Source organism: Duganella callida, assembly GCF_004614165.1.
GTDB classification, from domain to species: Bacteria; Pseudomonadota; Gammaproteobacteria; order Burkholderiales; family Burkholderiaceae_D; genus Rugamonas; species Rugamonas callida.
This window is the reverse complement of record NZ_SPVG01000231.1, coordinates 1-12,827: the sequence shown is the minus strand read 5'-3', so window position 1 is coordinate 12,827 and position 12,827 is coordinate 1. Positions and strand designations below refer to the sequence as shown.

At 65.8% G+C, this 12,827-nt stretch carries 9 protein-coding genes; 2 read left to right on the top strand and 7 right to left on the bottom strand.

What is annotated here, in order from left to right; translation table 11 throughout:
- Positions 1-17: 17 nt before the first annotated feature.
- The gene (gene hemB, locus E4L98_RS23095; protein ID WP_135203887.1) at positions 18-1,025 is read left to right on the top strand and encodes a porphobilinogen synthase; all 1,008 of its coding nucleotides are present in this window, start codon (positions 18-20) and stop codon (positions 1,023-1,025) included.
- A gap of 93 nt (positions 1,026-1,118) precedes the next feature.
- Here the strand turns inward: hemB and E4L98_RS23090 are convergent, their stop codons facing one another.
- From E4L98_RS23090 to E4L98_RS23065, 6 genes are all read right to left on the bottom strand, one after another.
- Positions 1,119-2,030, bottom strand: a complete 912-nt coding sequence (locus tag E4L98_RS23090) for a hypothetical protein (protein ID WP_135203886.1) — start codon at positions 2,028-2,030, stop codon at positions 1,119-1,121.
- Between the two features lie 153 nt (positions 2,031-2,183).
- Positions 2,184-4,043, bottom strand: a complete 1,860-nt coding sequence (locus tag E4L98_RS23085; protein WP_135203885.1) for an FAD/NAD(P)-binding protein — start codon at positions 4,041-4,043, stop codon at positions 2,184-2,186.
- 67 nt (positions 4,044-4,110) lie between these two features.
- Positions 4,111-7,254 carry an efflux RND transporter permease subunit gene (locus E4L98_RS23080; protein ID WP_135203884.1) on the bottom strand — a complete coding sequence of 1,048 codons (3,144 nt, stop codon included), beginning with the start codon at positions 7,252-7,254 and terminating at the stop codon, positions 4,111-4,113.
- A 3-nt stretch (positions 7,255-7,257) separates the two neighbouring features.
- Positions 7,258-8,409, bottom strand: coding sequence for an efflux RND transporter periplasmic adaptor subunit (locus E4L98_RS23075; RefSeq protein WP_135203883.1), 1,152 nt, complete (start codon positions 8,407-8,409; stop codon positions 7,258-7,260).
- Positions 8,410-8,537: 128 nt separating this feature from the next.
- Positions 8,538-9,893 carry an ATP-binding protein gene (locus E4L98_RS23070; protein ID WP_229257527.1) on the bottom strand — a complete coding sequence of 452 codons (1,356 nt, stop codon included), beginning with the start codon at positions 9,891-9,893 and terminating at the stop codon, positions 8,538-8,540.
- Complete coding sequence (locus E4L98_RS23065; RefSeq protein WP_135203882.1) at positions 9,890-10,618, bottom strand: response regulator; 729 nt, start codon at positions 10,616-10,618, stop codon at positions 9,890-9,892. The genes E4L98_RS23070 and E4L98_RS23065 overlap by 4 nt, the downstream gene beginning before the upstream one ends.
- 198 nt (positions 10,619-10,816) lie before the next feature.
- Here E4L98_RS23065 and E4L98_RS23060 point away from each other — a divergent pair, with 198 nt between their 5' ends.
- The gene (locus E4L98_RS23060; protein WP_135203881.1) at positions 10,817-11,377 is read left to right on the top strand and encodes a Spy/CpxP family protein refolding chaperone; all 561 of its coding nucleotides are present in this window, start codon (positions 10,817-10,819) and stop codon (positions 11,375-11,377) included.
- On the opposite strand, the gene dsbD is transcribed toward E4L98_RS23060, so the two are convergent.
- Positions 11,378-12,827, bottom strand: a 1,450-nt coding sequence (dsbD, locus tag E4L98_RS23055; RefSeq protein WP_135203880.1) for a protein-disulfide reductase DsbD, incomplete at its 5' end; no start/stop codon positions are given.

Below are 12,827 nucleotides of genomic sequence, written 5' to 3'. Positions count from 1 at the left end.
CAGATTTAGGAACAGTCATGAGCAAGCCTACAGCAGCAGCCCAATTCCCCGCCATCCGCATGCGCCGCATGCGCCGCGACCCGTTCTCGCGCGCGCTGATGCGCGAAAACGTGGTCACGCCGGCGGACCTGATCTACCCGGTGTTCATCCTCGAAGGCACGCACCAGCGCGAAGCGGTGGCCTCGATGCCGGGCGTGGAGCGCGTCTCGGTCGACCTGCTGCTGAAGGTGGCGGAAGAATGCGTGTCGCTGGGCATCCCGGTGCTGGCGCTGTTCCCGGTGATCGACGTGGCGAAAAAGACCCCGGACGGCATCGAAGCCACCAACCCGGATGGCTTGGTGCCGCGTGCCGTGCGCGCGCTCAAGCAAGCCTTTCCCGAGCTGGGCATCCTGACCGACGTCGCGCTGGACCCGTACACCAGCCATGGCCAGGATGGCCTGATCGACGACAACGGCTACGTCATCAACGACATCACCACCGACATGCTGATCCGCCAGGCGCTGTGCCACGCGCAGGCCGGTGTCGACGTGGTGGCGCCGTCCGACATGATGGACGGCCGCATCGGCGCGATCCGCGCGGCGCTGGAAGCGGCGGGCCACATCCACACCCGCATCATGGCCTACTCGGCCAAATACGCCTCGGCCTTCTACGGCCCGTTCCGCGACGCGGTCGGCTCGGCGGCCAACCTGGGCAAGGGCGACAAGAACCAGTACCAGATGGACCCGGCCAACAGCGACGAAGCGCTGCGCGAAGTGGGCCTGGACCTGGCCGAAGGCGCCGACATGGTGATGGTCAAGCCCGGCATGCCCTACCTGGACATCGTGCGCCGGGTAAAGGATGAATTCAAGGTGCCGACCTTCGCCTACCAGGTCAGCGGCGAATACGCGATGCTGAAAGCGGCCGCGCAAAACGGCTGGCTGGATCACGACAAAGTGATGATGGAATCGATCCTGGCCTTCAAGCGCGCCGGCGCCGACGGCGTGCTCACCTACTTCGCCCTCGAAGTCGCCCGCAAGCTCAAATAAAATCCGGGGTCAGTTCTGCCAATCGCACACGAGCCCTACCGTAAGCGTCGCTTACGGTAGGGCTCGTGTGCGATTGGCAGAACTGACCCCGGATTATCTGGAGGCGCCCCGGGTGTATTCGGGGAACATTTCTTTCAGCAGGAAGGCGCTCAGTTCTTTTTCGTCTTCCTTGCGCGCGCTCAGGGTGACCACCTTGCCCAGGCGGCGCGATTCCCATTGGAAGTCGCCCTGCTTTTCCTTGCGGATGATCTTGATCATTTCCTTGACTACCGCGGTCTCGATGTCCTGCTCCGCGCCCTGCTCGACGTGGATCTGCTGCAGCCAGTTGCGCTTGAAGTTGACGTTCCAGCCGCGGAATTTCACTTCGGCGCTGTGGAAGCTCTTGTCGACCGAGAACACGCCGCCGCTGTCGTCCTTGTCGTTGCCGCTGTTCTGGCTGGCCGCGTTGGCGCGGCCAATGTTGGCCAGGGCGATGCGCTTGGCGCGGTCGGCCTCGCTCTCCACCGGCGGCGAAGGCGGTGCCGGCGGATTCAGCGCCTCGCGCGCGGCGCGGCGCTTGGCGATCATTTCCGACATGTCCTGCTCGGGCGGCGGCGTCATGGTGGCCTGCACCGGCGGCACGTAGGTTTCCAGCTTCGGCCGGGTCGCGGCCGGCACGTCCTTGGTCACCGCCTGCTTGCGCGGTGGCGGCGGTTTCACGGCTTTCGGGGTTTCCGGCTTGGTGGGCTTCGGTTTCGGCGTCGGCGTGATCTTTTCCGGCAGGGGCGCGATGTAGACCATCTGGCCAGCCTTGGTGGTCGGCGGTTTGATCGGCTTGGGGGTCGGCGAAAACAGGTAGTACAGCACGCCCGCCAGGTGCAGCGCGATGGAGATGCCGATACCGATGCGGTTGTTCCTGGACTTGCGTTCCCACGTCGCGAACCCTTCCTGCGCCGATGGCAGGCGCTGGCCGCATGTTTCGCAGTACTCGGCGTGTGCCGAAAGAATGTGGGAGTCGTGATGCAAGATGCAAACCTTGGAGGGTCGATTTCTCAAAATGGGGCCATAGTGCCAGACTCCCGGTCTTTTGGGAACCGTTCAGGGAGTTTCAGGTTTTCCACTTTACAAGTTCCAGCCCTTGACGGGTGTTACTGTATGTATCAAATGCTGTACAAAAGACTAGGAGATAGATACGTGCTGGACCGTACGCGGACGCACTTTTGCGGCCGTTTCCGGCGCGATCCGGGCGATCATGGCCGCCACGCAGCGGTCCGCGTCCAGCACCTGCCGCGAGCGCATCCCGGGGCGCGGCAGAGCGTGCGTATAGTAGTGCGCCCCTTCGGTCAGGTAGCCCAGCGCCCAGATGCTGGGGAGAGCCCGGCCTTGTGCGTCGAGCAATCTTCCATTGGCGTCAATGTCGATGCCGCCGGGGTGAAAACCGCCATTTTCATACGGTCTGGCGAGGCCGCTGCGCAGCACATTACGGATGAGTAAGGATGTGTCGGTTTGGGGGAGAAAGCTGTCCAACCTTGCCACAACGACCACGTCGACGGGATGACTTTCCGTGCCGCTGGCGAAGGCGGTGACGAGGCGGTAGCAGCCGGCGGCGGCGTCGGTGTCGATGCGGCTGCCGGGGCCGGAGCGGATGCGGAGGATGCCGGCGTCCAGCAGCGCCAGCAATTCCTGGTTGCGGCGCAGCGGCGGCCCGTAGGCGGCGCGGTTGATGGCCGGGTGATAGATCTGCAAAAAACGGCGGTGCGAAGACGGCGTCAGGCCGCCATGCTCGACGGCGGCCTGCAGCACTGCCCGCACGTCGCGCAGCACATCGGTGGCGGCTTTGGCCGGACTGGCAAGGTTGCCTCGATGGGCTTCGATCAGGTCGGCCCGCAGCCAGGCGCGGAAGTAACGGCGGAATTCTGCCAACGTGGAGAAACGGCGGTCCTGCAGAGGAAAGAGCAGCTCGGCGAACAAGGCATCGGCGTCCGCGACCGCCGCTGCGGGGGCAAACGCCGCGGCGGCCGCCGCACGGTGGACTTCGGCCATCTCCAGCTTGAGCAGCGGCAGCAGATCGCGCTCGAAGTCGAGCTGGCTGGTGCCGCGTTTGATCAGTGCCTGACGGCGCAGCGCGGCCACGGCATCCAGCGTGAAGTGACGCGGCTGATGGCGGCCGTCCAGCCCTTTCTGGTTGATGCCGCGCGCCGCGTAGGGCATGCAGTGGCGCGAGCACAGCGTCAACTGCGGCTCCCGGCCCGAAGGCAGATAGCGCAAGGCCCCGGCGGCCGCATTGCCGGACCGGGCGCCCTGCCCGCCCTGCGCGACAGCCACAAAGACGCCGCCCCGCCCCACCGTCAGCTCGGCGATGACGTCGTGCGCGCTCAACCCCAAGCCCTGGATCGCCACCCGCGCATCGCTGCCGATGCCCGCCAGCTGCGACACCGGATAAGCCTGCCGCACGAAGGCCAGCCTGCCGTTTTGGCCGGCGTGCTCCCGGGCGAAGCGCGCCAGCCGCCGGTCGTCCTCGCCGGGCTCATTGCAGCCGTGGCCGGTGGTCAGAAACACGAAATCGCTGACCACCAGCGCGCCACCGTCCAGGACCACTTCGCAGCGGCCGTCCGCCAGACGCCGCAGATCCGCCGCGCGCGCGCGGTGATGGCACAGCGCGACGCCGGCCGGCAGCGCCGCCGCGATCTGGCGGTAGACCCAGGCCAGATACTCGCCCAGCACGCTGCGCGGCAGGTAATCGCCATCCGCCACCTGGGCGCCGCGCAGCCGCACCCACTCGGTCAGCGACGGCGTCGCGCACACCGGCGCGTCGCGCACCGCGCCCGGCGCCGGAAACATGGTGACCTGGCTGGCCAGGGTATTGATCAGCAAATACGGCGGCTGCTGCGGCGAATGCACGCCCGGCCCGCATTCGCCGGGTTCGATCAGATGCACATCCAGGGAAAGCTGGCGGCTGACGGCCGCCGCGGCGAGGCGCTCGAAGACGCTGAGCCCGCGCGGGCCCATGCCGATGATGGTGACTACGTGGCGTTTCATCCGATCACCTCTTTATCTGGCAAAGGCCCATGATAAAGAGGTGGTCTTCAGTGCAACTTGCTACCGCTCAATGCTTGTTCACCGCCTTCAGCGGCACGGCGTGCAGTTTCTCGTCCTTGCCGATCTCGGCGTCGGCGCTGATTTCCTGGTCGCTCAGCGGCCCGGTGCCGCTGTATTTGTCGAGGAACAGGTAGATCACCGGCGTGATGTACAGCGTGATCACCTGCGAGAAGATCAGGCCGCCCACCACCGCCAGGCCCAGCGGCTGACGCAGCTCGGCGCCGGCGCCCAGGCCCAGCGCGATCGGCAGCGCACCCATCAGCGCCGCCATGGTGGTCATCATGATCGGACGGAAGCGCAGGATACAGGCTTCGCGGATTGCCCTGTCCGGTGTCATGCCCTCGGTGCGCTGCGCGTGCAGCGCGAAGTCGATCATCATGATGGCGTTCTTCTTGACGATACCGATCAGCATCAGGATGCCGATGATGGCGATCATGGTCAGGTCCAGATTGAACAGCCGCAGCGTGATCAGCGCGCCCACCGCCGCCGACGGCAGGCCGGCCAGAATCGTCAGCGGGTGGATGTAGCTCTCGTAGAGCACGCCCAGCAGCACGTAAATCACGCCCAGCGCGGCGATGATCAGGATCAGCTGGCTGCCCTGCGAGCTCTGGAACACCGCCGCATCGCCGCCGTAATTGGTGATGATCGACGGCGGCAGGTGCATGTCGGCCGCCCACTGGTCGATCTTGGCGGTGGCGATGCCCAGCGGTACATCCGGCGCCAGGTTGAACGACAGCGTGATCGCCTGCAGCTGGCCCTGGTGGTTGACGGCGGTCGGACCGATGGTGCGTTCGACCGTGGCAAAGCTGGACAGCTTCACCAGTTGGCCGGTCTTGTTGCGCACGGAGATCTTGGTCAGCGCGCTGTCGAACTGGCGGTCGGCGTCGGCCGCTTCCAGGATCACGTAATAGCTGGCCGCCGGCGAGTAGATGGTCGACACCTGGCGCTCACCGAAGGCCAGGTACAAGGCGGTGCGGATGTCGCCGATCGCCACGCCCAGGTTGTTGGCCTTGTCGCGGTCGATGCGCAGCGACGCCTGCAGGCCCTTGTTCTGCGAATCGCTGGTGACGTCGCGGAAGTCGGGATCGGTGCGCATGCGGTCCATGTATTTTTCCGCCCACTCGTTGAGCGCCCCCGGGCTCACCGACTGCAGCGTGTACTGGTAGCGCGACTTGGACTGGCGGCCGCCCAGCTGCAGGTTTTGCACCGGGCTCAGGTAGACCGAAATGCCCGCCACCTTCTTGGTGGCCTTGCGCAGGCTGTCCAGCACCTGCGGCATCTTCTGGCGCTGGTCGCGCGGCTTGAGCACCAGGAACATGCGGCCGGTGTTGCCGCCGCCGGTGAACGAGGTCACGTCCTGCACATTGGGATCGGCCTTGATCACCTCGGCCACGCGCTCCTGCAGGTCCATCAGCGCCGACGAGGAGATGTCTTCCGATGCCTCGGTATTCACGCGGATCTGGCCCAGGTCTTCCTCGGGGAAGAAGCCTTTGGGGATGGTGGCATACAGCACCGCCGTCAGCGCGAAGGTGCCGACCGCCGCCAGCAGTACCACGTAGCGGTGATGCAGCGCCACGTCCAGCGTGCGCGCGTAGAAATTGCGCAGCGCGCTGAAGCCGGCCTCGAACCAGCGGCCGAGGAAGTTGCCCTGGTCGTGCTCGGGATCGATGGCGTCGGCCGGCAGCAGGCGGCTGGCCAGCATCGGCACCAGCATCAGCGACACGGCCGCCGACACCAGCACCGACAGCGCCACCACCACGGCGAATTCGTGGAACATCAGGCCGATCACGCCCGGCATGAAGAAGATCGGGATGAACACCGCCACCAGCGACACGGAAATCGAGATGATGGTGAAGCCCATTTCCTTGGCGCCGACCAGCGACGCTTCCAGCGGCCGCTTGCCCATCTCGATGTGGCGCACGATGTTTTCCAGCACCACGATCGCATCGTCGACCACCAGGCCGACCGCCAGCGTGATGCCGAGCAGGGAGACGTTGTCCAGGCTGTAGCCGAAGGCGTACAGCAGCGCCAGCGCGCCCAGCAGCGAAATCGGCATGGTGATGGCCGGGATGAAGGTGGCGGCCGCGCGGCGCAGGAACAGGAAGATCACCAGCACCACCAGGCCGACCGTCAGCAGCAGGGTCAGGTTGACGTCGTGGATCGCTTCGCGGATCGACACCGAACGGTCGTTGACCAGGTTGATGTTGATCGAGGCCGGCAGCTGGGCCTTGAACTGCGGCAGCAGGCGGCGCACGCCGTCCACCACCTGCACGGTGTTGGCGTCCGGCTGGCGCTGCACCAGCAGCACGATCGAGCGCTCGCCGTTGTAGCTGCCGTAAGCCTTGGTCGACTGGAAGCTGTCCTGCACCTCGGCCACGTCCTTCAGGCGCACCGGCTGGCCGTTGCGCTGGGCGATGATCAGGTCGGCATAATCGGCGGCCTTCATCAGCTGGGCGTTGCCGGTGATGGTCAGGGTCTGGCTGGGGCCGTCCAGGATGCCGAGCGGGGTGTTGGCGTTGGCCGACTTGATCGCCTGCTGCAGTTCGTCCAGCGTCAGGTTACGCGCGTTCATCAGGTCCGACTTGGCGCGGATGCGCACCGCAAAGCGCTTCTGGCCGTTGACCGAGACCTGCGCCACGCCGGGCAGCGTGGACAGCGATGGCGCGATCAGGTTTTCCGCGTAATCGTTCAGTTCCGACAGCGTCAGCGACGGCGAATTCATGGTCATGAACAGCACCGGCGCATCGGCCGGGTTGACCTTGCGGTAGGACGGCAGGTCGGTCATCTCGATCGGCAGCTGGCGCTGGGCGCGCAGCAGCGCCGCCTGCACGTCCACCGCCGCCTCGTTGACGTTGATGCTGGGGTCGAACTCCAGGGTCAGCGAGGAATTGCCGAGCGTGTTGGTGGAGGTGACCAGCGACAGGCCGGCGATGGTGGAGAACTGTTTTTCGAGCGGCAGCGCCACCGAGGACGCCATGGTGTCCGGCGAGGCGCCCGGCAGGTCGGCCGAGACGTTGATCACCGGCGTGTTGTAGCTGGGAAGCGCCGCCACCGGGATGTAGAAGTAGGCCAGCACGCCGGCCAGGATCAGGGTGGCCGACAGCAGCACCACCATCACCGGACGGCGGATGCACAACTCGGAAAGGTTCATTGCTTAGCCCTTCTGTTTGTTGGCATCGGCAGGCTTGTCGGCCCCGGCGATGCGCACTTTGCCGCCCGGCCGCAGGTTTTGCTTGCCGTCGACAATCACTTGTTCATCGCCGCTCAGTCCGGACACGGCGGCATTGTCGCCAAAAGCATACAGACGCTTGATATTGACCACCTTGGCCGATTGGTCCTTGTCCACGGCGTACACAAAGGTGCCGCGGGTGTTGCTAATGATAGCGTTTTGCGGGATCACCGTCGCGTCTTTTAACACGTGGGAAGTCAGCTGGGTGTTGACGTATTGGCCAGGCCACAGGCTGGTGTCCCGGTTGTCGAACTCGGCCTTGACGCGAATCACGCCGGCCACCGGGTCGACGGTGTTGTCGATGAAGCTCAGGCGGCCCTTGATTTCCTTGTCCGAGTTGTCCAGCATGACTTTCACCGGCACCGGCCCCCGCTGCTGCGCCGCCATCAGGCCGGACAAAGAGGTTTCCGGCAAGGTGAAGGCGACCGTGATCGGGTCCAGCTGGGTGACGGTGGTGAGCGAGGTGGTCATCTGCACCAGGCTGCCCGGATAGACATTGATGGCGCCGACGCGGCCGGTCATCGGCGCGCGGATCGCGGTATAGCTGGCGTCCACGTTGGCCGAGCGGGCGGCGGCGATGTCGGCCTGCAGCAGCGCGCGGGCCGAATCGACCTGGGCTTTCAGCGTATCGACCGCGCCCTGGGCGATGAATTTCTTGTCCAGCAATTCCATGGCGCGCTTGTACTGGCGCTCGTAGTCGGCCAGCGAAGCGCGGTCGCGTTCGACCTGGGCCTGGGCCTTGTCGAGATTTGCGCGCTCGGTGCGGTCGTCGAGCGTGAACATCAGCTCGCCCGATTTGACGTACTGGCCTTCCTTGATGTGCACCTTGGCGATGGTGCTGGTGGTCTGCGGATGCAGATCGACGGTGCTGATCGGCGTCACGGTGCCATTCGCCTGCAGCACCACCGGCACGTCGCGCTTGACCGGCGCGATCACGCTGACGGTGGTCGGTCCCTGCTGGCCGTTTTTCGCCTTGCCGGCGCCGGCCGGCTCGGCATTATTGTGCGTCGTGTACCAGATGCCGCCGCCGACTATGACGATTGCCCCCACCAGGGTTGCCAAGGAAGATTTCTTCATTTTGTGAATTCAGGTTTACGCCGTCGAAAAGTATTGCCGCCGAGCAGAGGCGGAATATTGTCGCACAGTATTTATCGGAAAAACCGTTTAACCCCGGCCATCTCCCGCTTTTTCTGCGCGCGTGTTGGTTAATTGCCCGAGTAATATTCCGGTAACACTAGTGTGACTTCCAGGCCGCCGTCTTTATGATTGGACAAGGTGACGTTGGCGCCGTGCTGCTCGGCGATGTTGCGGGCGATGGTCAGGCCCAGACCGGTGCCGCCGGACTCGCGCGAGCGCGAGGTTTCGATGCGGTAGAACGGCTCGAACACGCGCGCCATCTGGTCCGGGGCGATGCCGGGACCGCCGTCGCGGATGCGGATGCGCGCCGCGCCGACCATGCGCTCGACGGTGACCTGGGCGTATTGGCCGTACTTGACGGCGTTGTCGATCAGATTGACCAGGCAGCGGCGGATCGCCAGCGGCCGTCCCATCAGCGCCATCGCCGCGCGGCCGCGCAGTTCGACCTGCTGGCCGATGTCGGTGGCGTCGCTGCAGACGCTGTCCAGCAGCGCGTCCAGATCCAGCGCCTGCATGGTTTCGCTGGAATCCATGCTGCGCGCCAGGTCCAGCCCTTCCTTGACCATCTGCTGCATGGCAGACAGGTCGTCGATCAGGCGCTGCCTGAGTTCCGCATCGTTGACCTTTTCCAGCCGCAGGCGCAACCGCGTCAGCGGCGTCTGCAGGTCGTGGGTGATGGCGGCCAGCATCTGCGTGCGCTGGGTGATGTGCTGGCGGATGCGCGCCTGCATGGCGTTGAAGGCGGCGCTGGCCTGGCGGATTTCCGAAGCGCCGCTCAGCACCACCGGCGGGTGGTTGATGTCGTTGCCGAGATCCTTGGCCGCCTGCGCCAGACGCTTCAGCGGCTTGATGGTCATGCGCGCCACCAAGTAGGCCAGGAAGGCGATCGACAGCAGGAACGGCAGCAAGGTCAGCAGCTCGCTGTGCGGCGACGGCGGCGCCTGGCGCGGCGGCAGCACGGACAGCTTCAGCACCTGGCCGTCATGCAGCTGCACGTTGATCGCTTCGCAGGTGCCGCGCCACTGGGTGGAGGCGAACATGCTGGTGGCCTGGCGCGGCTGGTCGCAGGCGCTCAGGTGCTCGGCCAGCGGGCTGAGTTTGAAGCGTTCGCCGAGGCGCTGTTGCAGGGTGGTCGAGAAATCGGTAGGCGGCAGCGCCTGCGCCTGCGGCATGTCGCTCAGTTCCAGCCGCACCGTGCCGCGATAGGCGGCGATCAGATAGGTCGGCCGCGCGGCTTCCGGCAGCACGTCGGCGGTGGTGATCAGTTGCTCGGCCCGTTCCAGCGCATGGAAGTCGCGGTAGCGTTCCAGCGCGCGCGTGCGCTCGTTCACGGCCAGCCACTGGGTCAGCGCCGCCGAGGCGACGATACCGAGCAGCAGGACCAGGAACACGCGCCCGCTCATCGAGCCGAAGAAGGATCTCACGCTTGCGGCTCCACGGTGACCTGCCCGGCCAGCACATAGCCGCCATTGCGGACGGTCTTGATAATTTGCGGCATGCGCGCGTCTTCGCCCAGCTTCTGGCGCAGGCGGCTGATCTGGATGTCGATCGAGCGGTCGAACGGGTCGGCGTCGCGGCCCTGGGTCAGATTCAGCAGCTGGTCGCGGTTCAGCACGCGGTTCGGATGCTCGAGGAAGACCTTGAGCAGGCGGAACTCGGCGCCCGACAGCATGATCACGATGCCTTCCGGATTCAGCAGGTGGCGCGCGGTCAGGTCCAGCGTCCAGCCGGAGAATTTCATCTGCTGCGCCTTGTCGGTGCCGACGCCGGCCGGCATGGCGTTGCTGCGGCGCAGGACGCTGCGGATGCGCGCCAGCAGCTCGCGCGGCTCGAATGGCTTCGGCAGGTAATCGTCGGCGCCCATTTCCAGGCCGAGAATGCGGTCCAGCGGCTCGTTGCGGGCGGTCAGCATGATCACCGGCAGCGTCGAGTGGGCGCGCAGCTTGCGGCACAGGGTCAGGCCGTCGTCGCCGGGCAGATTCAGGTCCAGCACCACCAGCTCGGGGCGGGCTTCGTCCAGCAGCTTCCACATGGCGATACCGTCGGCGGCGCACAGCGCACGGTAACCGTTCGATTCGAGGTAGTCGGCCAGCAGGGTGCGGATGTCGCGATCGTCGTCAACGATCAGAATAGTAGATGTCGGTTCCATGCCCTCATTATCCATGCAAGACCACACGGCTATTGTATCGTCTTGTATAAGGCGGCAGGCGGCTCCCCGAGGGGAAACATATGGATACAAATACTTTGGCGAGAGAAACGTGGCGGCAACCTTACACCGCCATCATGGTCTCAACGCGGCACACCACGAGGCCGCCGATACTCAACTTTCAATGATGGAGAAACGACCATGAACATCATCCGCAAAAGCATCCTGATCGGCTTCACCGTGCTGGGCATGGCCGCGGCCCAGGCCCAGGACACTGCGCCGGCGCCGAAGCAGCACGACGTCCGCCAGCGTCCGACCAAGGAACAGATGCAGGCCAAAATGGCCGACATGTACGCCAAACGCCAGCAGCGTCTGCATGACCTGCTGAAGCTGACCGCGCAGCAGGAATCGGCCTGGGCCACCTATCAGGCCGCGATCAGGCCGGCCGCGTTCAACGGTCCGCCGCGCGCGCGCCAGCCGATGAACAAGCTGACCGCGCCGGAACGTCTGCAGCTGGCACTGGAGATGGGCAAGAAGCGCGACGCGATGCTGGAAACCCGTCTGAAAGCCGTGACCGCGTTCTACGGCCAACTGAATCCGGCGCAGCAGACGCTGTTCGACGAACACGGCCTGGCGCGGCCGCACATGATGCGCGCCGGCTGGCGCCACCACGGCCAGCGCGACGGCTGGGGTGAGCATGGTGGCGAACGCGGCGGCGACCAGCGCGGCTGGGGCGGCGACCACGGCCCCCGCCAGGGCTGATCAGTTCAGGGCGGACAGCGATGCGGTGAACCTGGCCGCATCCTGGAAGCCGATCACGCGTGCGCCGGCGATCTCCTTGCCCCGCTTGTCGAACAGGATGATGCCGGGCGGGCCGAACAGGCCAAAGCGCTTGAGCATGGCCTTGTCGTCATCGTCATTGGCGGTGACGTCGACCTGCAACAGCACCGTGTTTGCCAGCCGCGCGCGCACTTGCGGATCGACGAAAGTCAGCTTTTCCATTTCCTTGCACGACACGCACCAGTCGGCATAGAAATCGAGGATGGCGGTCTTGCCGCCGGTCTGCGCCAGTACCGCGTCGAGCTGCTGCACGGTTTTCACGCGCTGGAAGGTCAGCGCCGCGTCATGGGCCTTGGCACCGCCGCTCAGGTTGGCCAGCGGCGCCAGCGGATCGCGGCTGCCACTGACCACGCCGACCAGCTGCGCCACGCCCAGCACGACGGCAATCACGCCCACCGATTTGGCGATCCACTGGCCGGAGTTCAGCAACAGATACATGCCGTAACCGACCAGCAATACGGCCCAGCCCATCATCTGCACCACGGCCGGCAGCACCGGCGACACCAGCCACCAGCCGACCGCCAGCATCAGCACGCCGAAGAAACGCTTGACCGAGTCCATCCACACGCCGGCTTTCGGCAGCAGCGCGCCGGCCGACACGCCGACCAGGATCAGCGGCACGCTCATGCCGACCGCCATGGCGAACAGCGCGGCGCCACCGATCAGCACGTCGCGCGACTGGCTGATGTAGACCAGCGCGGCCGCCAGCGGCGCCGCCACGCAGGGGCCGACGATCAGGGCCGAAATCGCGCCCATCACGAACACGCCGGCCAGTTTGCCCGACGCCTGGCGGTTGGAGACGGTGCTCAGCTTGCTTTGCAGCGCGGCCGGCACCTGCAGTTCGTAAAAGCCGAACATGGACAGCGACAGCACGGCCATCAGCAACGCAAAACCGCCCAGCACCCACGGGTTCTGCAGCGCGCTGGCCAAACCTTCGCCGGCCAGACCGGCCGCGACACCCAGTGCGGTGTAGACCAGCGCCATGCCCAGCGCATAGGTGGCAGACAAGGCCAGACCACGGCTGCGGCTGGTGTTGGCGCCTTCACCGACGATGATGGACGACAGAATCGGGACCATCGGCAGCACGCACGGCGTGAACGACAGGCCCAGGCCCAGCAGCGCAAACAGCGGCAGGATGACCAGCAAACGGCCACTCTTCAACGCGGCTTCCAGGCGGCCCGATTCGCTGGCCGGCGCGGCGGCGGCCGGCGCGGCGGCAGCGGCGGTTGCGACCGGCGTGCTGTCGGTGGCGGTCGGATTAGGCACGGTGTAAATCTTGACGCCAGGCGCGGCCGGGGCAGCCTTGCCGCCATCGACGCCCTGGTTGACGGCGCCCTCGCCCGGCTTGGACGACATGGCCGCGACTTGGGCG

What these genes read in the sequence shown, in the direction of transcription:
- hemB (WP_135203887.1), top strand. Translation starts at nt 18, where the DNA reads ATGAGCAAGCCTACAGCAGCAGCCCAATTCCCCGCCATCCGCATGCGC.
- E4L98_RS23065 (WP_135203882.1), bottom strand. Translation starts at nt 10,618, where the DNA reads ATGGAACCGACATCTACTATTCTGATCGTTGACGACGATCGCGACATC.
- E4L98_RS23060 (WP_135203881.1), top strand. Translation starts at nt 10,817, where the DNA reads ATGAACATCATCCGCAAAAGCATCCTGATCGGCTTCACCGTGCTGGGC.
- E4L98_RS23080 (WP_135203884.1), bottom strand. Translation starts at nt 7,254, where the DNA reads ATGAACCTTTCCGAGTTGTGCATCCGCCGTCCGGTGATGGTGGTGCTG.
- E4L98_RS23085 (WP_135203885.1), bottom strand. Translation starts at nt 4,043, where the DNA reads ATGAAACGCCACGTAGTCACCATCATCGGCATGGGCCCGCGCGGGCTC.
- E4L98_RS23075 (WP_135203883.1), bottom strand. Translation starts at nt 8,409, where the DNA reads ATGAAGAAATCTTCCTTGGCAACCCTGGTGGGGGCAATCGTCATAGTC.